At 72.8% G+C, this 26,564-nt stretch carries 24 protein-coding genes and 2 pseudogenes; 8 read left to right on the top strand and 18 right to left on the bottom strand.

Annotated features, from left to right (window positions below; translation table 11 throughout):
• Nucleotides 1–80: 80 nt before the first annotated feature.
• Both ACFYYT_RS25225 and ACFYYT_RS25220 read left to right on the top strand, forming a co-directional pair.
• Nucleotides 81–1,121: a vWA domain-containing protein gene (locus tag ACFYYT_RS25225; protein WP_351826040.1), complete on the top strand. Its 1,041-nt coding sequence runs from the start codon at nucleotides 81–83 to the stop codon at nucleotides 1,119–1,121.
• Nucleotides 1,122–1,253: 132 nt separating this feature from the next.
• Nucleotides 1,254–1,682: a DoxX family protein gene (locus ACFYYT_RS25220; RefSeq protein WP_351826039.1), complete on the top strand. Its 429-nt coding sequence runs from the start codon at nucleotides 1,254–1,256 to the stop codon at nucleotides 1,680–1,682.
• Nucleotides 1,683–1,734: 52 nt separating this feature from the next.
• Here ACFYYT_RS25220 and ACFYYT_RS25215 read toward each other — a convergent pair whose 3' ends face one another.
• The 4 genes from ACFYYT_RS25215 to ACFYYT_RS25200 form a co-directional block, all read right to left on the bottom strand.
• Entirely contained in the window at nucleotides 1,735–2,550 is an 816-nt protein-coding gene (locus tag ACFYYT_RS25215; RefSeq protein WP_351826038.1) for a phosphatase PAP2 family protein, read from the bottom strand.
• Nucleotides 2,551–2,575: 25 nt separating this feature from the next.
• Nucleotides 2,576–3,529 carry a YihY/virulence factor BrkB family protein gene (locus tag ACFYYT_RS25210; protein ID WP_351826037.1) on the bottom strand — a complete coding sequence of 318 codons (954 nt, stop codon included), beginning with the start codon at nucleotides 3,527–3,529 and terminating at the stop codon, nucleotides 2,576–2,578.
• The gene (locus ACFYYT_RS25205) at nucleotides 3,483–5,243 is read right to left on the bottom strand and encodes a diacylglycerol kinase family protein (RefSeq protein ID WP_351826036.1); all 1,761 of its coding nucleotides are present in this window, start codon (nucleotides 5,241–5,243) and stop codon (nucleotides 3,483–3,485) included. The genes ACFYYT_RS25210 and ACFYYT_RS25205 overlap by 47 nt, the downstream gene beginning before the upstream one ends.
• Before the next feature lie 157 nt (nucleotides 5,244–5,400).
• The gene (locus ACFYYT_RS25200; protein ID WP_351826035.1) at nucleotides 5,401–5,985 is read right to left on the bottom strand and encodes a DUF2231 domain-containing protein; all 585 of its coding nucleotides are present in this window, start codon (nucleotides 5,983–5,985) and stop codon (nucleotides 5,401–5,403) included.
• 159 nt (nucleotides 5,986–6,144) lie between these two features.
• Here ACFYYT_RS25200 and htpG point away from each other — a divergent pair, with 159 nt between their 5' ends.
• Both htpG and ACFYYT_RS25190 read left to right on the top strand, forming a co-directional pair.
• Nucleotides 6,145–8,106 (top strand): molecular chaperone HtpG, encoded by a 1,962-nt coding sequence (htpG, locus tag ACFYYT_RS25195; protein ID WP_351826034.1) that lies wholly within the window; start codon nucleotides 6,145–6,147, stop codon nucleotides 8,104–8,106.
• A gap of 189 nt (nucleotides 8,107–8,295) precedes the next feature.
• Nucleotides 8,296–9,393, top strand: a complete 1,098-nt coding sequence (locus ACFYYT_RS25190; protein ID WP_351826033.1) for a glycosyl hydrolase — start codon at nucleotides 8,296–8,298, stop codon at nucleotides 9,391–9,393.
• Here the strand turns inward: ACFYYT_RS25190 and ACFYYT_RS25185 are convergent.
• A complete protein-coding gene (locus tag ACFYYT_RS25185) occupies nucleotides 9,390–10,151 on the bottom strand; it encodes a thioredoxin domain-containing protein (RefSeq protein WP_351826032.1) in 762 nt (253 codons plus the stop codon). The two genes, ACFYYT_RS25190 and ACFYYT_RS25185, sit on opposite strands and share 4 nt — an antisense overlap.
• Nucleotides 10,152–10,253: 102 nt before the next feature.
• On the opposite strand from ACFYYT_RS25185, the gene ACFYYT_RS25180 reads away from it, so the two are divergent.
• Together ACFYYT_RS25180 and ACFYYT_RS25175 are read left to right on the top strand one after the other, a co-directional pair.
• The gene (locus tag ACFYYT_RS25180; RefSeq protein WP_351826031.1) at nucleotides 10,254–10,544 is read left to right on the top strand and encodes a hypothetical protein; all 291 of its coding nucleotides are present in this window, start codon (nucleotides 10,254–10,256) and stop codon (nucleotides 10,542–10,544) included.
• The gene (locus tag ACFYYT_RS25175) at nucleotides 10,535–10,873 is read left to right on the top strand and encodes a GNAT family protein (protein ID WP_351826030.1); all 339 of its coding nucleotides are present in this window, start codon (nucleotides 10,535–10,537) and stop codon (nucleotides 10,871–10,873) included. The genes ACFYYT_RS25180 and ACFYYT_RS25175 overlap by 10 nt, the downstream gene beginning before the upstream one ends.
• 72 nt (nucleotides 10,874–10,945) lie before the next feature.
• On the opposite strand, the gene ACFYYT_RS25170 is transcribed toward ACFYYT_RS25175, so the two are convergent.
• From ACFYYT_RS25170 to ACFYYT_RS25125, 10 genes are all read right to left on the bottom strand, one after another.
• Nucleotides 10,946–11,311 carry a VOC family protein gene (locus ACFYYT_RS25170; RefSeq protein WP_351826029.1) on the bottom strand — a complete coding sequence of 122 codons (366 nt, stop codon included), beginning with the start codon at nucleotides 11,309–11,311 and terminating at the stop codon, nucleotides 10,946–10,948.
• A gap of 116 nt (nucleotides 11,312–11,427) precedes the next feature.
• Nucleotides 11,428–12,159 carry a hypothetical protein gene (locus tag ACFYYT_RS25165; protein ID WP_351826028.1) on the bottom strand — a complete coding sequence of 244 codons (732 nt, stop codon included), beginning with the start codon at nucleotides 12,157–12,159 and terminating at the stop codon, nucleotides 11,428–11,430.
• Nucleotides 12,160–12,555: 396 nt separating this feature from the next.
• Nucleotides 12,556–14,052: a hypothetical protein gene (locus ACFYYT_RS25160; RefSeq protein ID WP_351830362.1), complete on the bottom strand. Its 1,497-nt coding sequence runs from the start codon at nucleotides 14,050–14,052 to the stop codon at nucleotides 12,556–12,558.
• Nucleotides 14,053–14,343: 291 nt separating this feature from the next.
• On the bottom strand, nucleotides 14,344–15,312 hold the full coding sequence (locus tag ACFYYT_RS25155) for an ABC transporter substrate-binding protein (protein WP_351830359.1): 969 nt from the start codon (nucleotides 15,310–15,312) through the stop codon (nucleotides 14,344–14,346).
• Between the two features lies 1 nt (nucleotide 15,313).
• Complete coding sequence (locus ACFYYT_RS25150; RefSeq protein WP_388609345.1) at nucleotides 15,314–17,200, bottom strand: ABC transporter permease; 1,887 nt, start codon at nucleotides 17,198–17,200, stop codon at nucleotides 15,314–15,316.
• A 250-nt stretch (nucleotides 17,201–17,450) separates the two neighbouring features.
• On the bottom strand, nucleotides 17,451–18,581 hold the full coding sequence (locus ACFYYT_RS25145; RefSeq protein WP_351830356.1) for a glycine betaine/L-proline ABC transporter ATP-binding protein: 1,131 nt from the start codon (nucleotides 18,579–18,581) through the stop codon (nucleotides 17,451–17,453).
• Entirely contained in the window at nucleotides 18,578–20,173 is a 1,596-nt protein-coding gene (locus ACFYYT_RS25140; protein ID WP_351830355.1) for a GMC family oxidoreductase N-terminal domain-containing protein, read from the bottom strand. Before ACFYYT_RS25140 ends, ACFYYT_RS25145 begins: the two co-directional genes overlap by 4 nt.
• A 15-nt stretch (nucleotides 20,174–20,188) precedes the next feature.
• A complete protein-coding gene (locus tag ACFYYT_RS25135) occupies nucleotides 20,189–21,673 on the bottom strand; it encodes an aldehyde dehydrogenase family protein (RefSeq protein ID WP_351830352.1) in 1,485 nt (494 codons plus the stop codon).
• 222 nt (nucleotides 21,674–21,895) lie between these two features.
• Nucleotides 21,896–22,225 carry a hypothetical protein gene (locus ACFYYT_RS25130; protein ID WP_388609314.1) on the bottom strand — a complete coding sequence of 110 codons (330 nt, stop codon included), beginning with the start codon at nucleotides 22,223–22,225 and terminating at the stop codon, nucleotides 21,896–21,898.
• A 130-nt stretch (nucleotides 22,226–22,355) separates the two neighbouring features.
• On the bottom strand, nucleotides 22,356–22,925 hold the full coding sequence (locus ACFYYT_RS25125; protein WP_351830347.1) for a GNAT family N-acetyltransferase: 570 nt from the start codon (nucleotides 22,923–22,925) through the stop codon (nucleotides 22,356–22,358).
• 190 nt (nucleotides 22,926–23,115) lie between these two features.
• Here ACFYYT_RS25125 and ACFYYT_RS25120 point away from each other — a divergent pair, with 190 nt between their 5' ends.
• Nucleotides 23,116–23,877 carry a maleylpyruvate isomerase family mycothiol-dependent enzyme gene (locus ACFYYT_RS25120; protein ID WP_351830345.1) on the top strand — a complete coding sequence of 254 codons (762 nt, stop codon included), beginning with the start codon at nucleotides 23,116–23,118 and terminating at the stop codon, nucleotides 23,875–23,877.
• Between the two features lie 172 nt (nucleotides 23,878–24,049).
• A pseudogene (locus tag ACFYYT_RS25115) lies at nucleotides 24,050–24,363 on the top strand (transposase family protein); the annotation flags it as partial.
• Between the two features lie 67 nt (nucleotides 24,364–24,430).
• On the opposite strand, the pseudogene ACFYYT_RS25110 reads toward ACFYYT_RS25115, so the two are convergent.
• The 3 genes and pseudogenes from ACFYYT_RS25110 to ACFYYT_RS25100 form a co-directional block, all read right to left on the bottom strand.
• Nucleotides 24,431–24,562: pseudogene (locus ACFYYT_RS25110) on the bottom strand (IS701 family transposase); the annotation flags it as partial.
• 297 nt (nucleotides 24,563–24,859) lie between these two features.
• Nucleotides 24,860–25,732, bottom strand: a complete 873-nt coding sequence (locus ACFYYT_RS25105) for a haloalkane dehalogenase (protein WP_351830343.1) — start codon at nucleotides 25,730–25,732, stop codon at nucleotides 24,860–24,862.
• 111 nt (nucleotides 25,733–25,843) lie between these two features.
• A complete protein-coding gene (locus tag ACFYYT_RS25100) occupies nucleotides 25,844–26,536 on the bottom strand; it encodes an NAD(P)H-binding protein (protein ID WP_351830341.1) in 693 nt (230 codons plus the stop codon).
• Nucleotides 26,537–26,564 lie beyond the last annotated feature (28 nt).

The following is a 26,564-nucleotide window of genomic DNA, read 5'->3' as shown; positions in this document are numbered from 1 at the left end:
CCTCCCCGCGCCGCGCCCGATTGTCAGTGGTGGGTGGGAGGATCGGAGCATCCAGTTCGGGAAAACGAGGGGGAGCCGTCATGGCCGGAAACCAGAACTACATCAATCACGTCGCCCTGGTATTGGACGCCAGTTCTTCCATGTCACACCTGAGCGACAAGGTCATCGAAGTCGCCGATCAGCAAATCTCCTATCTGGCGCGCCGGTCGCAGGAACTGGACCAGGAAACCCGCGTGACGGTGTACGCCTTCGCGAACAAGGTCGAGTGCGTCATCTACGACAAGGACGTGCTGCGCATGCCGTCCCTGAAGCAGATGTACCGCGCCGGCGGAAGCACGGCCCTGCTGGCCGCCACCCTGAAGTCCCAGCGCGAACTCGCGCAGACGGCCCAGCTCTACGGCGACCACAGCTTCCTGACCTTCGTGCTGACCGACGGTCAGGAGAACACGAGCCACCACTGCCCCGACGCCCCGAGCAGCAACCCCGCCGAGCTGGTGCAGGCGGTGGCCACGATGATCGAGACGCAGGCGGACAACTGGACGCTGGCCGTGCTCGTGCCGGACCAGATGGGCAAGCGCGAGGCCATGCGGTACGGCTTCCCGAAGGACAACATCGCCATCTGGGACGCCACGAGCACCCAGGGGCTGGAAGAGGCCGGGCAGGTCATCCTGAAGGCCACCGAAAACTTCATGGTCGGCCGTACCAAGGGAATCCGGGGATCGCGGAAGGTGTTCTCCGCGGGTGCGGAGGCGGTCAACGCGAAGTCCATCCAGGCGGCCGGTCTCGCTCCGGTGGATCCGTCGGAATACCAGCTCGTTCCCGTGGCCCGCGAAGCGGCCATCAAGGAATGGGTCGTCGAATCCGGGCACACCTATCGCACCGGTTGCGCGTTCTATCAGCTGAGCAAGTCGGAAAAGGTCCAGGCGCGCAAGCAGATCGCGGTACTGGAGAAGAAGACGGACCGGGTGTATTCCGGGCCCGAGGCGCGCGCCCTGCTCGGCCTGCCGGACAGCGAGGTCCGTCTCAAGCCGGACCACAACGACGACTTCACCATCTTCGTGCAGAGCACCAGCGTGAACCGCAAGCTCGTACCGAACACGCGGGTCCTGGTCATGAACTGATCCCGGGGGCCGGCCCTGCCCGCCGATCCGGTGGCGGAGGTCATCGGCGACGGCGTGGCGCCCGCGACCGCGGACCGCGTGCCGACGAAGCGGAAGTACAGTGCGTTCCTCCGCAGCGCAGAGGAGTTCCCCGTGACCGAGCGCTTTTCGTCCGCCCAGCCGTACGCCGTGGGGCTGTTCCGGATCGTCACCGGCCTGCTGTTCGCCTGCCACGGCGCCGCCTCGCTGTTCGGGGTGCTGGGCGGGGCCCGTGGCGGCGGCGCCGTGGCCGCCGGGGCCTGGCCGGGGTGGTACGCGGCGGTGATCCAGCTCGTGTGCGGCGTCCTGGTGCTGCTCGGCGCGGGCACCCGCAGCGCCGCGTTCGTCGCGTCGGGGTCGATGGCGTACGCCTACTTCTCGGTGCACCAGGGCAGGGCCCTGTGGCCGATCCAGAACGACGGCGAGGCCGCGGCGATGTACTGCTGGGCCTTCCTCCTGCTGGTGTTCACCGGTCCGGGCGCCTTCGCCCTGGACCGGGTCGTGAGCCCGGCCGCGCGCCGTCGCCGCACCGCCGCCGCCTGACGGAGCGTACGTACGTCCGCGCGCCCCGGGCCCCGACCGCGAACGCGGCGGATCACGGGGTGCGCCGGCCGGTGCGGGGGGCTTCGGGGTCCGGGGCGGTGAGCTCCGGTTCCAGGCCCTCGGTGACCGGCGTGCGGGAGCGGCCCGTGTCCGCCCGCCAGACCTCGAAGACCAGGGCCGTCGCGGTCACCAGCGCGAGGCCGAGCAGCCAGCCGCCCACGACGTCGCTGACCCAGTGGACCCCGAGCGCGACCCGGGTGTAGCCGACGCCCACCACGGAGATCAGGGCCAGGGCCCACGGCAGCGGCCGCCAGGCGCGCGGCACGAGGGGCAGCAGGACCAGCAGGAAGACGGCGCACGAGGTGGTCGCCGTCATGGCGTGGCCCGAGGGGAAGGAGAAGCCGGGCGCGTGGGCGACGGGGTCCGGCAGGCTGGGGCGGGCCCGTTCGACCATGGTCTTGACCAGCAGCCCGATCAGCCCGCTCGCCACCGCGGTCACGGCGGCCCAGGCCGCCAGCCGCCAGGCCCGGCGGGCGGCGAGCCAGATCACCAGGGCGGCCACGAGCAGCCGCATGGTCACCGGGTCCCACACGACGCCGGTCAGGAACTGCAGGACGCGCACCCAGCCGGGATGCCCCAGCGCGGTGGCGTGCAGCCGCTCGGCCGTGGCCTGGTCCAGGCGGTACAGCGGGGCCCACCTGGACACCACCAGGACCAGGGCGAGGGCGAACGGCACGGCCGCCATGGCGGTCGCGGCGACGACGAGCACCAGGCGCGCCCCGAACGCGGCGTCGGCTCCGGCGTACGCTCCCGGGAAGCGGCGGGGCGGGCGGCCGGTGCGGCCGGCGGCCTCGGTGGGTCGTGACATGGGGACGGCTCCTTTGGTCGTGCGGTCAGACTCCGGGATCGGCCGTGACCGGCTCCCGCACTCCCGCGCGTACGGCTTCCAGCTGGGCGGCGAAGGCGAGTCCGAGGAACAGCGCCATCGAGGTGAGATAGGACCAGATCAGCAACGACACGATCGCACTGAGCGGCCCGTAGACGCTGGTGAACGAGCCGCTCGCGCCGACGTACAGGCTCAGGCCCCAGGTGGCCAGGATCCAGAGCACCAGATAGACGACGGCGCCGAACGCCAGCCAGGTGTAGCCGGGCTGGCTGCGGCGCGGGGAGAGACGGAATATGGCGCTGGTGGCGAGGACGACGAGCAGGACGCCGACCGGCCAGCGCAGCAGGTCCCAGGCCCGCACGGTGCTCGGAGCGAGCGCGTAGACCTCGGCCAGGGCCCGGGTCAGGTGGCTGCCGAGCACGGTGACGATGAAGCCGAGGCCCAGCGGGAATCCGGCGAGGAACGCCATCACCAGGCCGCGGGTGTACTTGGCGAGGAACGGCCGGTCGCGTTCGTTGCCGTAGATGCGGTTCGCGCCCCGTTCGACCTGGCAGAGTCCCGTGGTGACGTTGACCAGCGAGAACGCCAGCCCCAGCCACAGGGCGGTCTGGCCCCCGGTGCCCGCGTGGCGCCGGCTCTCGCTGAGGGCGTCGTCCACCACGGGCAGGCTGGGGCCGCTGCTGAGCCCGCGGATCGTCAGTTCGGCGATGCGGCCGATGTCCTCGGTGTGCAGGACGCCGGACAGGCCGACGGCCGCGATGGCCAGCGGGACGAGGGACAGCACCGTCTGGAGGCCGAGGGCGCGGGCGTGGCTGAAGCCGTCCGCGTAGCGGAAGCGGACGAAGGAGTCGCGCGCCAGGCTCCAGCCGCCGTAGCGGCGCAGTGCGGTCCAGGCCTCGTCGGCGGACAGTTCCTCACCGTCCACGTCGTGCTGTTGCGGTACCCGCTTCGCGGTGCCCATCCCCACTCCCCTCCTCTTCGGTCCGCCCGGTCCGCAGGGTCTGCCCGGTCCGCCCGGTCCGCCCCGCCTGCTCGCGCCGTCCCCGCGGAACCGCCGGACGGGCCGGGGCGCCGGGGGCCCCCGGGAGGTACATCCGCAGGGCCCCCGGTTCGATCTCGGCGGTGAACCCGGCGCCGTCGGCCACGGCGTCCCCGTCGAGCTCGCGCGGCTGCGGCACGGCGCACCGCACGTCGACGCGGGTGGCGCTGAAGTACTCCAGTGCTCCCCCGGCCGCGGTGCGTCCCGGGGGCGTGGGGGCGCCGGGACGCAGGAGGCGCAGGGCCAGGTGTCCGGCGGTCGTGAACCAGCCGAAGGGGCCTCGGGGGTCGAACAGCACCACCTCCAGGCGTCCGCTGTCCGGCCGGGCCCCCGGCAGCAGCGGCAGGCCGCCCTGGAGGGCGCCGACGTTCCCGATGACCACCATGCGGGCCCGGCGCCGGCGCGGGCGTCCTCCGTCGATCCGGAGCGTCAGCCGCACGCCCGGGTCGCCGAGGTGGCGCACGGCGGACAGGACGTACGCGGCCCAGCCCATGCGGGATTTCAGCCGCGGCGAGGCGTCGCGGACCATGGCGGCGTCGAAACCGGCCCCGGCCATGACGGTGAACCGCGTCGGCGGGAGGCCGTCGCCCCGGATCCGGCCGACGTCGATCCCGAAGCTGTCGCCGGCCAGGGACTCGGTGAGGGCGCCGACCGGGTCCAGGGGGAGGCCGAGGTTCCGGGCCAGCAGGTTCCCGGTGCCGCAGGGGGCGAGCACCATCGCGATCCCGGTACCGGCCAGGACGTCGGCGCAGGCGCGCACCGTGCCGTCGCCTCCGCAGACCACCACGAGGGCGGGGTCACCGGCGGCGGCCCGCTCGGCCAGGTCCGCGCTGGGGCGTTCGGCGGAGGTCAGGAGCCACTGCTGATCCCGGTGGCCCCGGGCGTGCAGGGCAGCGCGCACCCGGTCGGCGAGCCGGTCCGGGCAGTTCAGGGGATGGCGCACGACGAGGACGGTGCCACCGGCGAGGGCGGGCGGAGCTTCCGGCGCGGATCGCGGCCCGGGCGCGGACCCGGACTCCGGCTCCGACCCCGGCTCCGGCTCCGTTCCGGTCCGGCGCCCGGTCAGGAAGGCCCATCCCACGATGAGCAGGGTCAGGGCGCCGTTGAGCAGCCCGCCCGCGACGTCGCTGGGGTGGTGCATGCCGCGGTACATCCGGGACATGCCGACGGCCAGCGGGATCAGCAGCAGCACTCCGGCGACGGCGTGCCTCCAGGGGCCGCGCATCCGCAGGAAGGCCAGTACGGCCAGGCCGCCGTAGAGGGCGAGCGAGGCGCCGACGTGCCCGGAGGGGAAGCTCGATGTCGGAGGCGCCCCGTCCAGCCGGGGCACGGCGGGGCGGGGACGGGCCACCAGCGCGGTCACGACCAGGAACACCGCCGACTGGGCGGCCACCGAAGCCCCCAGGAACAGCGCGTCCGCGCGGCGGGCGGCCCCGGGCAGCAGGACCAGGGCGACGACGCAGAGGAGCGCCACCCCGATGACGGCCTCGGTCCCGGCGAGTACGGAGAACCAGCCCGAGATCCCGGTCGCCGGGGCGGAGCGGTGGTCCGCCAGTGCCCGTTCCGCGCCCGGCTCCCCCGACAGCGGCCAGTGGTGGGCTGCGGGTCCGGTGACCAGCCATCCCAGGCCGGCCATCAGGGCCGCCTGTACCGGCAGGAGCAGGAGCGGCAGGGGCCGCGCGCCGCGTGCGGCTGAACCGCATCGTCTCTTCATGATGGACGTTTGGCCCGTCACGGCCGGATGATGCGCGCGCCGCCCCCTCCGGGCCGGTCAGCCGCCCGCTCCGGGCCGGTCAAAGGGGTACGGCGTCCGCTCCGACGGCCTGCCGGTACGCGACGTGACCGCCGAGGGCGCCCGACACGGCGACCGCCGTCAGGCCCGCCGCCGACCACAGGCGGCCCCGTACGGACCGGCCGCACAGACGCGCCCCCAGGGACATCGCGTAGCAGGTCACCGCCACGGCGTTGGTGGCCGCGTGGGCCAGTCCGACCCGGGCCTGCTCGGGCGGGAGGTCCGCCCAGTCGGCCCAGCCCGCGACCGCGGCCGGGGCGACGCCCACCAGTCCGACGGCCGTGAGGGTGGTGGCCGCGTGCTGCGCCCCCGGTACGGCGTCCAGCACCGCGGCCGACAGCCAGCAGCCGATCGGCACCTGGACGAGTACGGGGTGGACCGGATGGCCGAGCGGCCTGCCGCGCAGCAGTTCGCGTGCCCGGCCCAGCGGAAGGGCGCGGATCGTCCGCTGCAGGACCCGGATGGCCGGATCGGCCGCCGTGGTCCGTTCGAGACGGTCGAGGGAGGTCAGCCACCAGGACGCCGCCGTGTCCAGTGCCGACGTCTTCCGGGCCTGCGGCGAGGGGTCGAAGGCATGTGTGTTCATGCACGACGCCTACCCCGCCTCGGGCCGGTATCCCACCAGGGTGACGGCATTCGGGGGCCGTGCGCCGGCCGGCTCCGCTCGCCCACAGCTGATCCGGCCCACGGGCGGGCGGGGCCCGTTTATCATGCATTTTCACCCGATAGCTAAGGAGCCATAAGAGTGGTCAGCAGTGTCGAGACGCTGGAATTTCAGGCCGAGACCCGTCAGTTGCTCCGGTTGGTGATCCACTCGATCTACTCGAACAAGGACATCTTCCTCCGCGAGCTGATCTCGAACGCCTCCGACGCCCTGGACAAGCTGCGGCTGGAGTCGCTCACCGACCCGGACCTCGGAGCCGACACCTCGGACCTGCACATCGTGCTGGAGGCCGACAGGGACGCCCGTACGCTGACCGTCCGCGACAACGGCATCGGCATGAGCCGGGACGAGCTCGTGGAGCTGATCGGCACGATCGCCAAGTCCGGGACCGCCGGCCTGCTGCAGAAGATCAAGGAGGCCGAGGACGCCGCCGCGGCGCAGCACCTGATCGGGCAGTTCGGCGTCGGCTTCTACTCGGCGTTCATGGTGGCCGACAAGGTCACGCTGCGCACCCGGCGGGCCGGCACCGCCTCGGGAACGCAGTGGGAGTCGGACGGCGAGGGCACCTACGAGATCCAGGCCGTCGACGGCCTGCCCGTGGGAACCTCGGTGACCCTGCACCTCAAGCCCGTCGACAGCGAGGACGGACTGGCCGACTACCTGGCCGAGCGGAAGATCCGTCAGATCGTCAAGCAGTACTCGGACTTCATCAGGTGGCCGATCCGCATGGCCGTCGAGCGGACCACCGGCGGTGCCGGCACCGGCTCCGAGTCCGGCTCCGACACGGAATCCGACGCCGAGGACGTCACCACGCGCGAGGTCGAGACCCTCAACTCGATGAAGGCGCTGTGGGCCCGGCCGCGCAGCGAGGTGACCGAGGCCGAGTACAACGAGTTCTACCGGCAGATCAGCCACGACTGGCTCGATCCGGCCGAGACCATCCACATGCGCGCCGAGGGCAACTTCGAGTACGAGGCGCTGCTGTTCATCCCCTCGCAGGCCCCGTTCGACCTGTTCTCCCGCGAGAGCAAGAGCGGCGTGCAGCTGTACGTCAAGCGCGTGTTCATCATGGACGACTGCGAAGCGCTGATGCCGAACTACCTGCGCTTCGTCAAGGGGGTGGTGGACGCGCACGACCTGTCCCTGAACATCTCCCGCGAGATCCTCCAGCAGGACCGGCAGATCCGCAGCGTGCGCCGGCGCCTGGTCAAGAAGGTCCTCGGCGCGCTCAAGAGCGTACGGACGAAGGACGCCGAGCGGTACGCGAAGCTGTGGGACCAGTTCGGCCGGGTGCTGAAGGAGGGCCTGCTGGAGGACACCGACAACACCGAGGCCCTGCTGGAGCTGGTGTCGGCGGACTCCACGCACGACAAGGCGAAGAAGACCAGCCTGCGCGAGTACGTCGAGCGGATGCGGGAGGGCCAGGACGCGATCTACTACCTGACCGGCGAGACCCGCGCCATGGTGGAGAACTCCCCGCACATGGAGGCGTTCGCGGCCAAGGGGTACGAGGTCCTGATCCTCACGGACCCCGTCGACGAGGTCTGGGCCGACCAGGTCCCCGCCTTCGACGGCCACCGTCTGCAGTCCATCGCCAAGGGGCAGGTCGACCTCGGTGACGCCGCCGACGGCGACGGGGACGCCGAGGCCGAGGCGCGGCGCGACGAGGAGTTCGCCGCGCTGCTGCCCTGGCTGACCAGCTCCCTGTCCGACCAGGTCAAAGAGGTCCGGCTCTCGTCGCGGCTGACGACCTCGGCGGCGTGCATCGTCGGCGACGCCCACGACATGACTCCGACGCTGGAGAAGATGTACCGGGCGATGGGGCAGGAGATGCCGCCGGTCAAGCGGATCCTGGAGCTGAACCCGGCGCACCCGCTGATCAGCGCCCTGCGCTCGGCGCACGCGGCGAACGCCGACGATCCCGCGCTGCCGGAGATCGCCGAGCTCGTGTACGGCAGCGCCCTCCTCGCCGAGGGCGGTGACCTGCCCGACCCGGCCCGCTTCACCCGGCTGCTCACCGACCGGCTGACGCGCGGCCTGTGACGGGTGGGGTGCGGCCGCCCCGACCGCGAGGTGGCCGCACCCCCATGCGCCCGTTCACCCGATCGGGTAATGCCGAGGGGTCCGGCGCCGCGAATGGCCCATCATCGGGGCACCGGACGGGCCGGGGAGCGGATCACCTGCCTACCGTCGCAGCCTGATGCATCGGCTCACGAAGCTCGTGGAGGCGTCATGTCCCATCGGGGCCGTTGGCTGGCGGGCGCCTGCACGAGCGCGCTCGCCGTCTGCCTGCTCGTCACCGGAGGCGTGCACGCCCCGCCCCCGCACCGGGGGCCCGGTCGTGACACCGGGACCGACGTCGCGGTGGGCGCCTACCTCCACTACGGCTCCCCCGGGGTCGAGAGGATGCGGGAGCTCTCGGACTGGCTCGGGGGCGCCGAGCTGCGCGCCGGGCACACGTACCTGCCCGGCGACACCTGGGCGAACATCGAGGGGGCGCCCGATTCCCTGCGGAGCTGGGCGCGGTGGCGCAGGGCCGGGGCCGACCGGCTGTTCGTCCTGAACGTGCCGATGGTGCAGCACAACGAGTCCGGCGTGCCGGACGGCCGGGTCGCCGAGCTGCTGCGCGCCGGCGCGCGCGGGGAGTACGACCAGCACTTCCGGCGGCTGGCCGAACGCCTGGTCGGCCTCGGGGTGCCGGACACGGTGCTCGTGCTGGGCTGGGAGATGAACGGTTTCAACTACACGCACCGCTGCCGGCCCGACCCCGAGAACTGGAAGAGGTACTGGCGGCGCATCGTGGCCGCCATGCGCTCCGTGAAGGGGCAGCGGCTGCGTTTCGACTTCGCCCCCAACCGCGGGGGTGACGCCATCGCGTGGACCAAGTGCTACCCCGGCGACGACGTGGTCGACATCATCGGGACGGACAGCTACGACCAGCCGCCCGGCGACACCTTCGACGAGCAGGTCACCCAGCCCTACGGGCTCCAGCAGCAGGTCGACTTCGCCGAGGCGCACGGCAAGCGGATCTCGTACCCCGAATGGGGCCTGTTCCGCAACGGCGACAATCCGGAGTACGTGCGGCGCATGCTGGCCTGGATCGACGAGCACCGGCCGGTCTACCACAGCATCACCGACTACTGCCCGCACGGCGTGTGGCAGTGCGAGGAGAACCCGGACTCGGCCCGGGTGTTCCGGGAGTTGCTGTCTCCCGGGCACCGTGTGGGGGAGGGTGGCCCGCCGCCGGACACGGCGGACGGACGTCGCCGCGGCCGACTGGTGCCGGAGCCGGTGTGGGAGGCGCCCCGGCCCCTGCGCCGACCGTCCTAGCGGGCCCTCCGCGACAGGGCCTCCGGCGTCTTCTCGACCACGCTCAGCACCTTCGCGGTGCTGCCCTCGTCGAAGAAGTCGTCGAACTCCTCACTGCCCAGCAGGACGCGGTTGATGGCGAAGGCGGGGGTGCCCGGGCCCACCGGGTCGTCGCCCGCCTCCTGGTAGGCCGCCTGCGAGGCCGTCACGAACGCGCTGTACTTCATGGTGGACACCGCGGAGTCGAAGGACTCGCCGCGCAGGCCCGGCACCAGGGCGGCGAGGGCCAGCAGACGCTCCGTGGTGTATCCGCCGGACGCCTCGACCTCGGCCTGGTGCGCCATCAGGACGGAGTGGAACTCGGTGAACCGCTGCGCGTCCAGGGCGGCGCGCAGGGCGTTGACGGCCCGCTTCGAGCCGTCTCCGCCGAGCCGGTCGTCCTTGAAGGACGCCAAGGTGTACTCCGTGCGCGTGCGGTGCCGGAGCGTGTGCGCGCTGATCGCCCTGGCCCCGCTCGCCTCGAAGTCCGCGACGACCGGGCACCGCGGGTCCTCGAAGAGGCGGACGACCGTCTCGGCGTCCGGGTCCCCCACCGCGATCGTCGTGCCGTCGGGCATCAGCACCTCGGGAAGGTCCGTGATCGCCGCGTACGCCTGCGGTTCCGGCTCGCGCTCGGGCTCCCGGTCCGGGATCAGGCCCGGTCCGAACGCGACGGCCGCCGCCGCGATGGCTGCCCACACGGCCGTGTAGGCCACCGGTCTGATGTGTTTGGCCTGCATCGTTTCCCCTCCCCTGGCGAAGCCCACACTCTAGGGGCGCAGCGGGCGAACGCACACTCGATTGATCCGGGGGGTCACCGGGGGCTGTGGGAAGATGCCGCGATGATCAACAATGCACGCATACCGGCGGTCGTCGAGGCGGGCCGGATGGCCGCGATGGAACAACCGGTACTGGGCCTGCCGGGCGGCCTGGAGCTGCGGCCGTGGCGGCTCTCCGACGCCGGCGCCCTGCTGGCAGCCGCCCAGGACCCCGCGATCCGTCAGTGGAACCGGCTGCTGGTGGAGACGGCGCAGGACGCACGCCGGCGGATCGAGGGCATGCGCGAGCGCTGGGGGCCGAGGCGAGCGCGATCTGGGCCATCGCCCGCCCCGGCGAGGAGGCGGTGGGCCTGATCGGCTGGGGCGACATCGACCTGGCCGGCGGCAGTGCGGAGATCGTCTACTGGATCCTTCCGGCGGCGCGCGGCGGCGGTGTGGTGGTCGAGGCGACGCGGCGCGTCACCGCGTGGGCCCTGGACGAACTCGGCCTGCACCGCCTGCGCCTGTGCCACTCGGTGGCCAACCCGGCGTCCTGCCGTGTCGCCGCGAAGGCCGGCTACTCGCTCGAAGGCACCATGCGCAGCGCGCTGCTGCACGCGGACGGCTGGCACGACGAGCACCTGCACGCCCTCGTCCGGGGCGACGTCCGGGAGCGGGACCACCACGGCGCGGCCGGTCTCTGACCGCACGGTCCGGCACGGTGCCACGGTGGACGCCATGGGGCAAGGCGGCAGCGGGCCGCAGCAGGCCGGCCATCATCCGCCGGACGCCCCCTGGCGGTGGCCGAGTACGTTGACCACGCGGCCGTTCGGGTCCCGGACGAAGAACCGGCGCACTCCCCACTCCTCGTCCTGGAGGGGATGCAGGATCTCCGCCCCGCTCTCCAGCACGGCCGCGTAGGCGGCGTCCACGTCGTCGACTTCGACGCTCATGTCGGGCATGACGGGCGCGGTCTTGTCGGCCGTCATGAAGCTGATCTGCGCGGTGGGCCGGGAGGGAGAGGCCAGCGTCATGATCCAGCCGTGGTTCATGACTTCCTCGAACCCCAGCAGGCCGTAGAACGCCCGGTCCTCCTCCAAGGCCTCCGACGCGATGTTCGGTACGACCCGGCGAACGGCCATCGACGACTCCTCGTGACAGGTGCGGGCAGGACGTCCGCCGATCGTCCCACGGCAGCCGCGGGGGCGGGCTCCCGGGCGGGGCGCGCGCCGCCGCCTGCCGCGCCCGGGCGGCGGGGTCAGCCCCGGGCGGTCCAGGCGGCAGTCAGGCCGTCCAACCACGCGGGCGGCAGTTCCGCGGCGTCCCACTCCTGGCGCAGCTCCTGCGGCGCGGCGGCGAGGCGTTCCAGGACGGCGATGCTGGTGGCGGAGTGGAGGAGCGAATAGCGGCCGTGCACCGCGATGGCGCTGCCCGGCCCGAACTCCGCGAACAGGCCTTCCAGCCGGGCCCGGTGGGTTGCGGCGAACCGGGTCAGCCGGCCGGCGTACCCGGCCCGCTGGCGGAGGGTCATCGTGCCGAGGACGGCGACGAGCACCTCCTCGGTCACCTCCGGATCCAGCTCCGAGACCGTGGTGAACGACAGGTACAGGGGGGTGAGCGCCACCCGGGTCTGCTCCACCTCCACCCGCCCGGCGCGCGGCCGCTCCCCCGGCGTGCGCTGCGGTCCGTCCGGGCCCACGACCAGGAGCAGGGTCCGCTCGGCGACGTCGCCGAGCCCTTCGAGGACGTCCCCGGCGCCGTCGAGCCAGCCCGTCTCGTACTCCTCGCCCTTGTCCCCGGGCGCGGTGCGGCCGGCGGCGCTCAGCTCCTCGTGCGCGAGGGCGAGCGCGCCCGCCTCCACGAGCCCGATCAGCTCCCGTGCGTCACCGGAAGGGACCCCCGCCCGTGCGAGGAGCTGCAACAGCGTCGCCCTCGCGTTGTCGAGACTGGCCTCGTCCGGCCACTGCCGTCCCTCGTCGGCCGTGCTCATCGGTCCTCCTCATCCCTCGGGTGCTGCGGTGTGCCCGGCGCGACCGCCGCTTGCACGGTCCAACGCCCGACAGCCGGGCTGCGCTCCCGACAGCACAGCCACGTCACGGTATCCTCCCCCGCCACGGGCGCGGCCAGGACGGCCGGGACGGCGGGTGAACACCTGCCGCCGTCAGGCCGTCGGGGTGACGGTGGGGAGGTGGCCCGCGGGTGCGCCCGCGGGGCGGGGAGAGTGCGAGGGGTACGGGCCGGCGGCGGGTGGTGCGGCCGGGGGTCCGGCTTCGGCGCCCCCCCCCCCCCCCCCCCCGTGGACTCGGCCTCAGCAGCCCGACGGTGGTGCTCGCATGCCTGCCGACAGGCCGCCTACCGAGCACGCAAGCTCGGCGAGATCCCCGGGCTAGGGCCGTGACAGGGCCTCCCGGACGGCGTCGATGCCGAGGGCCAGGTCCGCGTGAAAGCTCTGGTGGAGGTCGAAGTCCCGGGTCATGTCGACGTAGTAGCCGTCCGGCAGGGTCGACTCGGCACGCGAGAGGTCGCCGTTCAGCCGGTCGAGCTGGTGGATCATCCGATGGGTGTCGCTCAGGGACTGCGTGAGGGCCTCGGCGAGCGGGCCGCCGGACCGGGGGGAGGTGTCCGCACCGGGCCGGTGCGACGCGCGCAGCGCCGCCCGCAGCGCCGCGCGCCGGAACTGGGCCAGGGCGAGGGAGGCTTCGATCCCGTCGTAGGACACCTCGTTCGTCCAGGGGTCGTCATCGGCGAGACCCGACGCCAGGAAGCCGACGCGGCGCGGGACGTCGAGGTCCTTCACCGCGTCGAACATCGGCGCGGCGAGCGCGGCGTCCTGGGCCAGTGCGACCGCGAACGCCCGGGCGTCCTCCCTGCGGAACTCGTCGTCCCTGGTGGCCCGGGTCCCGGACCTCTCGGCCTCCCGCCGGAATCGCTCCACCTGAAGGGCGAGCACCGCTCCGAGCCGTACGGCCGCCAGTTCGGCCGCGGGAAAACCGCCGAGCGCGGCCTCGCGGGCCTGTACGTCGCACCGGGCGAGGCCGGCCGCGTACGCCCGTACTCCGGACGGCGCGGGCTCGGCGAACGAGTGCGGCACGGGTACCCCGAAGGGCGGCACGGGGAGCGAGGAGCCGAGGTTCCACAGCGGCGGTACGGGGCCGCGGCGAGCGGTGGCCCCGTCCGCACCGATGGAGCCGCTCACCTCGTCCAGCCCGGCCCGCAGGTCGAGTACGGGATCCAGCGCGGCGGCCAGCTCCCCGAGCAGCGCCGCGAACCTGACGTCTGCCTCCGCGACCGCCTCGGCCGGGCCAGACCCATCGGCCTCCCCCGGCGCCTCGGCACCTCCGGCCTGCCGTGCCCCCGTCCCCACTCCGAGCAGCTTGCCGACGTGGCGCAGGGTGCGGTGCACCTTCGGCATCGACAGGCCCAGCTCGTACCCGATCGCTCCCGGAGCACAGCCGGCCAACCGGAACGCGGTGACGTTGAGCTGACGCTCGTTCAACTCTCTCAGCGGGGCGAGCGCCACCGTCGTCCGGTCCTGCACCAGGGCGTCGGTGCTGCCCTTCCCCAGGAGAGCCGGCACCGTCCCGTGCGCGGGGCGGAGCACCCCGCAGCCGCCGCCGACGGCCATCCGGCACGTCCAGGCCCGCAGCGCCTGCGTGGTGACCACGGGGGTCCTGGTGTCCTTCGCGGCCCCGGCCGCGTTCGCGCCCGACAGGTCCATCCACCGCCGGGCCACCGTCATCGAGTCCTGGGCGAGTCGCGCCGCCTCCACCAGGTCCACGCCCCGCAGCAGCGACAGAGCGACGAGCGGCCCCGCATGCGCCCGGTAGTAGTCCCCGAACCCGACCCCGCTGACGGACGCCGTATCCGTCGGATCTGTCGCCATTGACCCAACTCCTCTGCGCTGACAGTCACTTGTGGTTCCCGCCGGAGTTCAAGGTAATGGTTCGGCGCACGGAGACGGACTGCCCCCGCCCCTCTGGACCGGGCGGGGGCAGTCGCGTGGGCGATGCGCAGCGGGACGCGGGTCAGACCACCGGGCCGGGTGGCCGGCCACCCGACGCCCGAAACGTGCTGGACCACGCAGATGACCTGGCAGGCAGATGCCAGGAAACCGGTAGTCGTCACGCTCCGATGGCCAAGGAGCACGATCCGATGACAGAGGACAGCGGGGCGGTCACTGGAGCCAGGGCTTCCAGACCTGTTCGTTGCGGTCGGCCCACTTCTTCGCCGCCTGCTGCGGTGACAGCTTCTCCTCGGCGATCATGAGGGAAACCTCGTTCTGCTGGGCCTTGGTCCAGTGGAACTTCTTCAGGAAGGCGGCCGCCTTGCCGCCCGAGTCCGCGAAGCGGGTGTTCAGGAACTTCCGCAGGGGGGTGTGCGGGTAGGCGCAGGCCACCTTCTGCGGGTCGTCCGCGCAGCCCTCGGTGTACTCGGGGAGCTTGACCTCGGTCATCGGGACGCGCTCGAAGAGCCACTGGGGCTCGTACCAGTACGTCAGGAAGGGCTTGTGCTCCTTGGCGAACTGCTTGATCTGGGTGATCTGGGCGGCCTCGGAGCCGGCGAAGACCACCTCGTAGTCCAGGCCCAGGTTCTTGACGAGGGCCTTGTCGTTCGTGACGTAGGACGGGGAGCCGTCCATCAGCTGGCCCTTGCCGCGGCTCTCGGGGGTGCGCAGCTGGTCGGCGTACTTGTCGAGGTTCTTCCAGTCGGTGACGTCGGGGTGGGCCTCGGCGAAGTAGGTGGGGACGAACCAGCCGATGTGCCCGGTCACCCCGAGCTCTCCGCCGGGGGTGATGGTCTTCTTGCCCTCGACGTACCGTTTCTCCTGCTCGGGGTGGCCCCAGTCCTCCAGGATCGCGTCGACGCGGCCCTGGCTGAGGGCGTCCCAGGCGGGGACCTCGTCGACCTGGACGGTGTCCACGCGGTAGCCCAGCTCGTGTTCCAGGAGGTAGGAGGCCACGGCGGTGTTGGCCTGGGCGCCGACCCACGACTGGACGGAGAGGGTGACGGTCTTCGCTCCCCGGGCGTCGGCGTACGGGGAGGCCTGGCGGGTCATGTCGGCGGCCCCGCAGCCGGTGAGGACGGCCAGGGAGGTGGCGGCGGCGAGCGCGGCCAGGGCGTGCCGGGGGATGGTGCGCGGCATGTCAGGCCTCCTTCGCGGGCTGGGTGACGCGGTCGAGCAGCAGGCCGAGGCAGACGATCGCGGCGCCGGCCACCAGACCGGTGGCCAGGTCGCCCTGGGCGAGGCCGAGGACGACGTCGTAGCCGAGCGCGCCGCCGCCGACCAGGCCGCCGATGATCACGACGGCGAGTACGAGGACCACGGCCTGGTTGACGGCCAGCAGCAGCGCGGGCCGGGCCAGGGGCAGCTGGACCTGCCGCAGGAGCTGCGAGCGGGTCGCGCCGAGCGAGCGGGCGGACTCCACGACGGTGGGGTCGACCTCGCGCAGGCCCTGGACGGTGATCCGGACCACGGCCGGGAGCGCGTACACGACGGCGGCCGCGGCGGCGGGTGCGCGGCCGACGCCGAACAGGGCGACCACGGGGATCAGGTAGACGAACTGCGGCAGGGTCTGGCACACGTCCAGGACGGGCCGCAGCAGCCGTTCGGCGCGGGCGCTGCGGGCGGCTCCGATCCCGATGGCGAAGCCGAGCACGAGCGTGACCGCGACGGCGGCGAGCACCTGGGAGAGCGTGTCCAGGGAGGGTTCCCACACGCCGAGCACACCGATGGCGGCGAGCGCGAGGACGGCGGTCAGGGCGGTGCGCCAGGTGCCCGCGAGGAGGCCGAGGGCGCAGGCCACGAGGAGGAGCAGCCACCAGGGGGCGGCCTGGAGTCCGCTGCGCAGCGGGTCGAGGATCCAGCCGGTGAAGCGGGCGGCCCAGTCGGCGGTGCCGCCGACCACGGGGACGCCGGAGTAGAGGTGGTCGGTCATCCAGGCGACGGCGGAGTTGACCGGGGCGGCCAGGGAGACGGTCCAGGACTCGGGCCATACGGAGCTTGCGGCCATGCGGCCGGCGACGGCGGCGGCCACGGCCGCGAGGAGGGTCAGCAGGCGTCCGTACCAGCCGGCGAACACCCGGCGCAGCAGGTGCTGCCGGTGGGCGGGGACGGGGTCGGCGCCGATGCGGCGGCCGGCGGCGTCGGCGGTGCGGTCCAGCACGACGGCGAGCAGCACGATCGGGATGCCGGCGGCCAGGGCGGCGCCGACGTCGACGGAGGCGAGGGCCTGGTAGACCCGGTCGCCGAGGCCGCCCGCGCCGATCACGGAGGCGATGACGGCCATGGACAGGCCGGTCATGATGGCCTGGTTGACGCCGAGCAGGAGCCGGCGGCGGGCGAGCGGGAGGCGGGCGGTCAGCAGCCGCTGGCGTCCGGTGGCGCCGAGGGAGGCGGCGGCCTCCATGACCCCGGCGTCCGCCTCGCGCAGGCCGAGGGCGGTGAGGCGGGCCATGGGCGGGGCCGCGTAGATGACGGTGGCGAGGACGGCGGCGGGTACGCCGATGCCGAAGACCAGCACCATCGGCAGCAGGTACGCGAAGGCGGGCAGGATCTGCATGGTGTCGAGTACGGGGCGCAGGACGCGGTCGGCGCGCGGGGAGAGCCCCGCGGCGAGGCCGAGCAGGGCGCCGAGCACGACCGAGGCGGCGACGGCGACGGCCATCAGCGCGAGGGTCTGCATGGTCGGCACCCACATGCCGAGCACTCCGCAGGCGGCGAAGGCGGCGGCGCAGGTCAGGGCGAGGCGGATGCCCGCGAGGCGCCAGGCGACGAGGGCGGCCAGGGCGGTGACCCCGGTCCAGCCGGCCGCGAGGAGGAGCACGTACACGGCGCGGACGGACACCACGACGGCGTTGCTGACGTGGCCGAAGAAGTAGAGGAACAGCGGGTGGCTGTCGCGGTGGTCGATGATCCAGTCTCCGGTGCGGCCGAGCGGGCCGGACAGGTCGACGGCCAGGGCCGCGGGCCAGCTGCCGGCGCCCGGGAAGGCCACGGCGAGCGGGATCAGCAGGGCGAGCGCGATGCCCATGGGGAGGAGCAGGGCGCGGCGGGCGGACCTGCCGGGCCCGGTGGTGCGGGGGCGGTCGTGCGCGGCGGCGCCGTCCTCGGGGGTGCGCGGGCCGGTGGGCCGTCCGGAGGACTGCGGGGCGTCCGGAGGGGCGGCGGCGGAGCGGGCCGGGGGCGCGGGGCGGGTGCCGGGCGGGGTGTGGGTCGGGGTCGTGGTCACGCGCACCACCTCCGGGCGCCGGGGACGGGGACCGGGGGACGCAGGGGGCGGGTCACGCCGCCACCCCCCGTCCGGTGGCGGCCGGGAGTCCGGCCACGACGGCGAGCAGGCCCGCGTCGTCGACGACGCCCAGGCAGCGGCCGTGGTCGACCACGCGGGCGGGGCCGCCGGTGCGGGCGACGGCCTGGATGGCCTCGACCACGGTGGTGCCGGGGCTGAGCGCGGGGCCCTGTCCGGCCTCGGCGGAGGTCGCGGGACGCATCGCGGTGCGGACGGTGAGGACCTGTTCGCGCGGAACGTCACGGACGAAGTCCCGTACGTAGTCGTCGGCGGGCGAGCCGACGATCTCCTCGGGCGTGCCGAGCTGGACGATCCGGCCGTCGCGCATCAGGGCGATCCGGTCGCCCAGGCGCAGGGCCTCGGAGAGGTCGTGGGTGATGAAGACCATGGTGCGGCCCTCTTCGTGGTGGAGCCGGGTGACCTCTTCCTGCATCTCGCGGCGGATGAGGGGGTCGAGCGCGCTGAACGGTTCGTCGAACAGGAGGACTTCGGGGTCGGCGGCGAGGGCGCGGGCCAGGCCCACGCGCTGCTGCTGGCCTCCGGAGAGCTGACCGGGGCGGCGGCCCTCCAGTCCCTCGAGGCCGACCTTGGCGACGAGTTCGGCGGCCTTGTCGCGGCGGTCGCCGCGGCCGACGCCCTGGATCTCCAGTCCGTACGCGACGTTGTCGAGGACGGTGCGGTGCGGGAGCAGGCCGAAGTGCTGGAAGACCATGGCGGCCCGGTGGCGGCGCAGGGCGCGCAGCCGGGTGGCGTCCATGGCGAGGACGTCCTCGCCGTCGATGGCCAGGCTTCCGGCGGTGGGCTCGATGAGCCGGGTGAGGCAGCGTACGAGGGTGGACTTGCCGGAGCCGGACAGGCCCATCACGACGAAGACCTCGCCCTTGCGGACGTCGAAGGTGACGTCGCGGACGGCGGCGGTGCAGCCGGTGCGCTCGCGCAGTTCGGCGGCGGACAGCCGGGCGAGGTCGGCGGAGCCGGGGATCTTGGCGGCGGCCTTCTCGGGGCCGAAGACCTTCCAGAGCCCGTCGACGGCGAAGACGGGCGGCGCCGACGCGGCGCCGGCGCGGGCCGAGCCGGCGGTGTGGGCGGTCGGGGCGGTGTGGGCGGTGTGGGCGGTGTTCATCGGGCACCGCCTTCCCGGATGAGCAGTTCGGCTGCCTTCTCGCCGACCATGAGGACTCCGATCATCGGGTTGACCGCGGGCATCGTCGGGAAGACGGAGGCGTCCGCGATGCGGATGCCTTCGAGACCGCGGATCTTCAGGTCCGGGCCGACGACGGCCCCGGGGTCGTCCTGGGCGCCCATCCGGCAGGTGCCGGCCGGGTGGTAGACGGTGTGCGCGACGGAGCGGGCGTACGCGCTCAGCTCTTCGTCGCCGGTGATGTCCGGGCCCGGGCACACCTCGCGCTTGAGCCAGCCGGCGAGCGGCTCGGTCGCGGCGATCTCGCGGGCGAGCTTGATGCCGTCCACCAGGGTGCGGCCGTCGTAGTCGTCCTCGTCGGTGAAGTAGCGGAAGTCCAGGGCCGGTTTGACCTCGGGGTCCGCGCTGGTCAGGTAGAGGCGGCCGCGGCTGCGGGGCTTGGGGATGTTCGGGGTCATCGACACGCCGTGCGCCGGGCGTTCGTAGCCGATGCGCTCGGGGTTGTCGGTGAAGGGGACCTGGTAGAAGTGGAACATCAGGTCGGGACCCGGGGACTGGGGGTCGCGCCGGACGAACAGGCCCGCGTCGCTGTCCATCGCGGAGTTCTCCGGTATCGGCCCGTCGGTCTCCCAGACGATCACCGACTCGGGGTGGTCGAGCAGGTTCTCCCCGACTCCGGGCAGGTCGTGCACCGGGGGTATGCCGAGGGCTTCCAGGTCCGCGCGCGGGCCGATGCCCGAGTGGAGGAGCAGGCGCGGGGTGTCGACGGCGCCGGCGCACACCAGGACCTCGCGGCGTGCGGTGATCAGGGACTCGGTGCCGTCCGCGGCGCGGACGTGGACGCCGCGGGCCCGGGCGCCGTCGAGTTCGAGGCGGTGGGCCCAGGTCTCCAGGAAGATCCGGAGGTTGGGGCGTTCGTCCATGACGGGGTGCAGGTAGGCGACCGAGGCGGAGGAGCGCTTGTTGTCCTCGGGGTGGTAGGCGAGGTCGAAGAAGCCGGCGCCCTCGTGGAAGGGCTTGCGGTTGAATCCCTCGACGCGGGGGACGCCCAGGGCGCGCTGCGCGGCATCGACGAAGTCGCGCGCGATGGCGTTGCGGTCCTTCTCGTCGACCGCGACGATGTTGTTGAGGAGCTTGTCGAAGTACGGGTCCATGGCGGCGGCGTGCCAGCCCTCGGCTCCCGCCCGCTCCCATTCGTCCCAGTCGGACGGGAGGGGCTTGAAGGCGATGAGGGTGTTGTGCGAGGAGCAGCCGCCCAGGACGCGGGCGCGGCTGTGGCGGATGTGGGAGTTGCCGCGGGGCTGCTCGGTGGTGGGGTAGTCGTAGTCGAGCTCGCCTCCGAGCAGGCCCATCCAGCGGCGCAGCGTGAGCACGTCGGGGCGGTCGACGTCGCTGGGGCCGCCCTCGATGACGGCGACGGTGACGTCGGGGTCCTCGGTCAGGCGGGAGGCGATCACCGAGCCGGCGGTGCCGCCGCCGACGACGACGTAATCGTACGCGAACTCGTGCTCGGGCCCGCGGTCGTGCTCGTGCCCGGGTTCGTGCTCGGCGCGGGGGTGTGTGGGGGTGGTCATGGCTCTGCTCCTCCTTCAGCCCGCGAACCAGCGCACGGGGCGCGGGGCGAGGTTCTGGTACACGTGCTTGGTCTCGCGGTACTCGGCCAGGCCGGAGGGGCCCAGTTCGCGTCCGGTGCCGGACTTGCCGAAGCCGCCCCACTCGGCCTGCGGGAGGTAGGGGTGGAAGTCGTTGATCCAGACGGTGCCGTGGCGCAGCCGGCCGGCCACGCGGCGGCCGCGGCCCGGGTCGGAGGTCCAGACGGCGCCGGCGAGGCCGAACTCGGTGTCGTTGGCGAGTGCGACGGCCTCGTCCTCGGTACGGAAGGTCTCGACGGTCAGGACCGGGCCGAAGACCTCCTCGCGCACGACGCGCATCCCGCGGTGGCAGCCGTCCAGGACGGTCGGCCGGTAGAAGTAGCCCGGTCCATCGGGGCGTTCGCCCCCGGAGCGGAGCACGGCCCCCTCCTCCAGCGCGGAGGCCACGTACGCCTCGGTGCGTTCGCGCTGGGCGGCGGAGACGAGCGGTCCGCACTCCACGCCGGGGTCGGTGCCGCGGCCGAGGCGGATCCGGTCGGCGCGGCGGGCGAGTTCGGCGACGAAGCGCTCGGCGACGCTCTCCTCGACGATGAGCCGGGAGCCGGCCGAGCAGACCTGGCCGCTGTGCATGAAAGCGGCGTTGAGGGCCTGGTCGACGGCGGTGTCGAAGCCCTCGTCGGTGGCGCAGGCGTCGGCGAAGACGACGTTGGGGTTCTTGCCGCCGAGTTCGAGGGCGACCTTCTTGACGGAGTCGGCCGCCGCGCGCATCACCTTCGTACCGCTGCTGAGGCCGCCGGTAAAGGAGACGAGGTCGACGTCGGGGTGGGCGGAGAGGCGCGCGCCGACGGGGTCGCCGGGACCGGTGACCAGGTTCGCGACGCCGGCGGGCAGTCCGGCCTCCGCGAGGAGGCCGATGAGGGCCACGGTGGACAGCGGGGTGATCTCGCTGGGCTTGAGCACGAAGGTGTTGCCCGCGGCGAGGGCGGGGGCGATCTTCCAGGAGGCCTGGAGGAGGGGGTAGTTCCACGGGGTGATCAGGGCGCAGACGCCGACGGGCTCGTGGACGACGACGCTGTGCACGTCGGGGGTACCGGCGTCGACCACGCGGCCCGCGCTCTCACCGGCGACGAGGTCGGCGAAGTAGCGGAAGGCGTCGGCGACGCAGTCCACGTCCACCCGGCCCTCTTCCAGGGTCTTGCCCGCGTCGCGGCTCTCCAGCAGCCCGATGCGTTCGCGGTCGCGCTGGAGCAGGTCGGCGGTGCGGCGCAGCAGCGCGGCCCGTTCCAGGACGGGGGTCCGGGGCCATTCGCCGCCTTCGAAGGCCGCACGGGCGGCGCTGACGGCCGCGTCGGTGTCCGCGGTGCCGCCCTCGGCCACGACGGCGAGGACCGTCGCGTCCGCGGGGTCGAGTACCTCTCGGGTGGCTCCGGATATCGCGGAACGCCAGGTTCCGGCGATGTGGATGGTCTGCTGCTCGGACACGACGCGCTGTACCTCCGATCGGGCACCGCGGCTGACCCCGCGGTGGTGGTGCTCGTGCCCGCTTGCCCGGTCGTTCGGAAGCCATGTCCCCTCCGTAACGGGAAGTGACAGGAGTCACTCTGCGTTGCACGGATTCCATACGCGGGTAAATCGGGGCATTTTTATGCCCCGGCCCCCTGCGCGGGGATGCGGGGCCTACGTCGCCGGACTGCCGGCGCCGGATCATCGAGCGGTGAGGACGCGCGCCCACGGCTCGTCGACATCGGCCAGGCCCAGCACGGCGACCACGTTGTCGAGCATGCCGGCGCCGTCGTCGCCCGGCAGCCGCCGGACGGTGTCGACCTGCTTGGCATGGCACCGGCGCACGGCCTCGGCCACCAGCTGCTCGCCGACGGCACGGTTCACGTGCATGAGGAAACGCAGGATGCTCCGGTCCGCGACGAGCGCGGCGTAGGCGCCGCGGGCGGCGTCCAACGCATCCTCGCGCGAGAGCCCGGCTCCGCCCGAGGCCGGCGTGTGAGCGGTGAGCGTGTCGGTCATGACGACGGACACGTGACCGACAGCGGACTTTGGCGTGACTGCTGCTGTGTCGGCGTTTGCATCGCTTGGGCCGGCGTCCTCGGAACGGGACGCGGATGCCGCGCGAGCTGATGCCGCACACGAGCGCCGTGCCTCGCGCGGCCTACGCCTTTCGCCGCTCCCACTGCTCTCTCGTGATCACGTACCGCACGCCCCCGTGCTCGGAACCCTCGACCGCCATCATTTCGTCCGGTGTGGGGATGCTCTCCGCGAGCGTCATCCCGAGCTTCTCCATGACGATGCGCGAAGAGCGGTTCACGGTCATCGTGTCGGCCCAGACCATGCGCATGCCGAGCTCGGCGAACCCCTTCGCCAGCAGCGCCTGCGACGCCTCTGTGGCATAGCCCCGGCCCCAGGCCGCCTGGCGCAGGCGGTAGCCGAGTTCGGCCTCCTCGCGCGGTCCTCTGCGCAGCGGACGCAGGCAGAACCAGCCGACGAACGCGCCGCCATCCTTCTCGTACGCCGCGAACAGGCCCAGGTCGTGGTCCCAGCGCTCGTAGCCGGAGAGGATGCTGGGGATGACGAGATCGCGGACCGCCTCCGGCGGAGTCGGAGCGCCGCCGGTCAGATAGCGCATCACCGCCGGGTCGCTGTCCAGCTCGATGAGCAAGTCCGCGTCGGTGGCGGCGAAGGGGCGCAGGGTCAAGCGCTCGGACTCAAGGTAGGTGGCCACGTGACGATCATGGCCGAGACGGGGCGGACGGTTCCACGGAGTTTTCGGGCCGCGCCTGTCACCGGGTGGGGTGCTGGTGAAACAGCGCCACGGCACGGCTGCCTTCACGTCACGGTCGAGGAACTGCCCCTGTCGCTCCCGCGTCGTATATCGAGTGCCGTACTCCCGGTCCTGGTGATACAAGGTCTGCGTGACTGAACATCTCTCCTTCCCCACCCTGCTGCGGATGATTGACGAGCGATCCGCCGCGTTCCGCGCCGCCGTCGCCGCGGCCCCCAGCCTCGACTCCGACGTCCCGTCCTGTCCGGGCTGGACGTTGTACGACCTGGCGAACCACCTCAGCGAGGGGGACCGCTTCTGGGCCCACATCGTGCTGAACACCGCGCCGGGCGACGAGCGGCCGAGCAAGGACGGGCTGGCGGCGCCCAGGGAGCGCGAGGCCCTCATACCCTGGCTGGCCGACGCGACGGAGCAGCTGATTACCGCTCTGCGCGAAGCCGGTTCGGACCGCAGCTGCTGGGCCTGGTGGGAGCCGCTGGCCTCGCCCCACACGGTGGCTGCCGTCGCCCGCCGCCGCGTCGCGGAGTCGCTGATCCACACCTACGACGCCCAGCTGGCCTCCGGTACCCCGCAGGAGCTGCCGGCGACTGAGGCGGTCGACGCCATCGAGGAGTTCCTCGCCACTGTCTGCACCGTTACGATCCCGTGGCCCGGCGAGCCCGCCACCATGGACTACCACGCAATTGGGGCCGGCTCTTGGCGCCAGACGGTGGACGCCGCCGGTTCCCGCTTCACCCGCCTCACTGCGGCGGAGGCCGCCGAGAGCAAGCCCACCGCCGCCATCTACGGCACGGCGAGCGAGATGGCCCTTCTCATGTACATGCGCATCCCGAACGGCTCGCTGCGGATGGAGGGCAACGCTGACCTGCTCCAGCAGCTGCAGGACTCGTAGGCTCCGCCTGAGGTCGACTGATGGTGCGGTGTGCCCCCTCAACGTTGCCCCTCAAGAGCGAGCGGTTTCCAAGTGGCCGCAATGACTGCGAGTTGGGCAGTTCTGCGCAGCGACGCAGCTCCTGGTAGATGGGATCTCGACCAAGATCACCCGTGTCCGCCAGGGGCTTCGCGTGCTTGTCCACCCGTCCTCCATCGATCTGTCCACTCGCACTCTGCGATTCCTGGCCGAGCAACTCACCGCCCGGCGGAGGGATCGACACGCGGTGGCGGCGGCTTCCCGCCGCACGTCAGGCCCGTGTCGGCCTTGGCCCACCTGCGGTGCGGTGACACGTACGCCCAGCTCGCGGCCGGGTTCGGCATCGGAATCGCGACCGTCTTCCGCTACATGCGCGAGGCCGTCGACATCCTGGCCGCACTCGCCCCGTCCTTGGCCGAGGCGATCAAGACGGTCCGGGCGAAGGCGTTCCTCATTCTCGAAGGCTCCAGCTCGGTCGCCTGATGGCCGACCTCCAGCAGGAAGAGTTCCAGGCCACGTCAGTGTCCCGCTCGATACGTCCCTCCAGTGCGGTCCGCAGAAACGGGTCGCCTCCGTAGACCTCGTCACCGGCCACCCAGGACGCGCGGACGCCGGCGTCCGGAGCGCGGCCGATCATGCGGGCGGCGAGCGCGAGTTTCGTGACGAAGCCGCGGATGTCGTCGCGGTTCCACCCGGGCGAACCGCCCCGCGATGCGGCTCATCAACACCTCAATCAGGTCCTGCCAACGGTCAGGATCTACGCTGTGACCTGCGGCCATCGTCTGATCTTCTGTCTTCGCACACCGATGATCACCGGTGGCCGCTGCGTCCCCGGACCAGCACCGACCAGCACACCGTCGGAACAACCCCCGGTCGGAGTACACCGGTGCACGGACACGGTCGGCTCCCCGAGCCTGAGGGTCCTCGCCCGGGTGCCGTTCCGCTGCCGGCGTCGGAACAGGCTCTAGCGGCGCGTCAGTCCGTTGCGGGTGGCCCAGGCGTCGATTGCCGCGGCCAGTTCCTCGGGGCGGTCCTCCGGCGAGTGGTGGCCGGCTCGGCCGTGGTGGGAGACCTCCAGGGCGGCGATGTTCCGCTCGCACCAGGCCACCGTCGCCGGGTCGGTCATCGCGCCCGGGCCCGGTTCGAACGCGGCCAGCAGTTTCGGGACCTCGGCGCCGGCGGCCAGCCAGGCGTCGTAGCGCTCGATGCGGGCCACGACATCGGCCGGTTCCCCGTCCAGCGGCATCATGCGTGTCCAGGCCAGTACGGGGCGGCGGCTGTGCGGGGTCGGGAAGGGGCGCCGGTAGGCGTCGAGGTCGGCCGGGGCCAGCGGGGTGGCGAGGGTGCCGGGGAGCCCCTCGATGAACAGGGACTTCTCCAGGACCATCTCCTCCCCCACCCCGGGGGTGCGCAGGAGGGTGAACAACTCCCGCCCCGCGGGAGGGAAATCGTCCCCGGCCAACGGCTTGACGATGGTCTCCGTGAAGGCGAGGCCGCGCACGGTGCCCGGCAGGCGGGCCGCCCGGTCGAAGGCGAGCGCGCCGCCCCAGTCGTGCCCGACGAGGACGGCCTCGGTCAGGCCCAGCGCGTCGAACCAGGCGTCGAGGTAGCGGGCGTGGTCGTCGAAGGAGTAGGCCAGGTCGGGTTTGCCCGAATCGCCCATCCCGATGAGGTCGGGGGCCAGCAGGCGCCGGCCGGGGGCGGCCACCCCGGGCAGGACGTTGCGCCACAGGTGGGAGGAGGTGGGGTTGCCGTGGAGGAAGACGAAGGGCAGTCCGTCGGGGTCGCCGGACTCGCGGTAGTGGAGGGTGGAGTCGAGGACGGGCACGACGGGCACGTGGAATCACTTCGCTTTCGATACGGGGGTGCGGGGGTGCGGGGGTGCGCAGGAAAGGCTTGCGGGCTGAGGTGATCGAGGGGGGCCGGCGGGCCGAGGGGCCGGGCCGGGTCATTTCTTCTTGACGCCCTCGTTCCAGATCAGCTTGGCGATGTTCGGCTTCACCTCGGTGGTGATGACCCCCATGGCCGTACGGACGTACCGCCGCTCACCCAGCTCGCGCAGCATGCTCGCCGCGAGGTCGGTGCGGGCGGTGAAGACGCCGTCGGCGCTCGTCTCGGCGGTGTGGTAGTCCGTGACGGCCGGGTGCTCGAAGAGGCCCGAGGGGCGGACGAGGGTCCAGTCGAGTCCGGTCCGGCGGATCACGTCCTCCATGCGGCGCATGTCCTCGTGGAGGGTGCGGCCGAGCCGCCGGTTGACCAGCGGGTCGAGCACGTGGTTGAAGAAGTGGGCTCCGGTGGGGCGCCAGTGCGGGTCGGCGATGCTGGAACTGACCACGAGCAGCCGCCCGATGCCGTGGCGGGCCATGGCCGTGGTGATGGCGGTGGCGCTCGCCGAGTACGTGCTGATGCGCTCCTTGGCGAAGCGCGCGCCCAGCGCGGAGAGGACGGCGTCCGTCCCCTCGACGGCCTCGTCGACGGCCACCGGGTCGGTGGCGTCGGCCGCGGCCACGGTGAGGCCGGGCCGCGGGGCCAGGGAGCCGGGGCGGCGGGTCACCGCGACGACCTGGTGACCGGCGGCGAGGGCCTGGTCGGTGAGGTGGCGGCCGGTCGGTCCGTTGGCGCCGAAGACTGCGATGCGCATGAGGTCGGGTCATCCCTTCGTGTGGTTG

It is taken from the genome of Streptomyces sp. NPDC002032 (genome assembly GCF_042890765.1).
GTDB lineage: Bacteria > Actinomycetota > Actinomycetes > Streptomycetales > Streptomycetaceae > Streptomyces.
This window is presented reverse-complemented; position numbering and strand designations above follow the sequence as displayed.

What these genes read in the sequence shown, in the direction of transcription:
- ACFYYT_RS25150 (WP_388609345.1), bottom strand. Translation starts at nt 17,200, where the DNA reads ATGGGCATCGCGCTCGCCCTGCTGATCCCGCTCGCCGTGGCCTTCCCG.
- ACFYYT_RS25165 (WP_351826028.1), bottom strand. Translation starts at nt 12,159, where the DNA reads ATGAGCACGGCCGACGAGGGACGGCAGTGGCCGGACGAGGCCAGTCTC.
- ACFYYT_RS25140 (WP_351830355.1), bottom strand. Translation starts at nt 20,173, where the DNA reads ATGACCACCCCCACACACCCCCGCGCCGAGCACGAACCCGGGCACGAG.
- ACFYYT_RS25155 (WP_351830359.1), bottom strand. Translation starts at nt 15,312, where the DNA reads ATGCCGCGCACCATCCCCCGGCACGCCCTGGCCGCGCTCGCCGCCGCC.
- ACFYYT_RS25215 (WP_351826038.1), bottom strand. Translation starts at nt 2,550, where the DNA reads ATGTCACGACCCACCGAGGCCGCCGGCCGCACCGGCCGCCCGCCCCGC.
- ACFYYT_RS25185 (WP_351826032.1), bottom strand. Translation starts at nt 10,151, where the DNA reads ATGCAGGCCAAACACATCAGACCGGTGGCCTACACGGCCGTGTGGGCA.
- ACFYYT_RS25205 (WP_351826036.1), bottom strand. Translation starts at nt 5,243, where the DNA reads ATGGCCGGCCTGGGATGGCTGGTCACCGGACCCGCAGCCCACCACTGG.
- ACFYYT_RS25100 (WP_351830341.1), bottom strand. Translation starts at nt 26,536, where the DNA reads ATGCGCATCGCAGTCTTCGGCGCCAACGGACCGACCGGCCGCCACCTC.
- ACFYYT_RS25170 (WP_351826029.1), bottom strand. Translation starts at nt 11,311, where the DNA reads ATGGCCGTTCGCCGGGTCGTACCGAACATCGCGTCGGAGGCCTTGGAG.
- ACFYYT_RS25180 (WP_351826031.1), top strand. Translation starts at nt 10,254, where the DNA reads ATGATCAACAATGCACGCATACCGGCGGTCGTCGAGGCGGGCCGGATG.
- ACFYYT_RS25190 (WP_351826033.1), top strand. Translation starts at nt 8,296, where the DNA reads ATGTCCCATCGGGGCCGTTGGCTGGCGGGCGCCTGCACGAGCGCGCTC.
- ACFYYT_RS25145 (WP_351830356.1), bottom strand. Translation starts at nt 18,581, where the DNA reads ATGAACACCGCCCACACCGCCCACACCGCCCCGACCGCCCACACCGCC.
- ACFYYT_RS25160 (WP_351830362.1), bottom strand. Translation starts at nt 14,052, where the DNA reads ATGGCGACAGATCCGACGGATACGGCGTCCGTCAGCGGGGTCGGGTTC.
- ACFYYT_RS25200 (WP_351826035.1), bottom strand. Translation starts at nt 5,985, where the DNA reads ATGAACACACATGCCTTCGACCCCTCGCCGCAGGCCCGGAAGACGTCG.
- ACFYYT_RS25225 (WP_351826040.1), top strand. Translation starts at nt 81, where the DNA reads ATGGCCGGAAACCAGAACTACATCAATCACGTCGCCCTGGTATTGGAC.
- ACFYYT_RS25210 (WP_351826037.1), bottom strand. Translation starts at nt 3,529, where the DNA reads ATGGGCACCGCGAAGCGGGTACCGCAACAGCACGACGTGGACGGTGAG.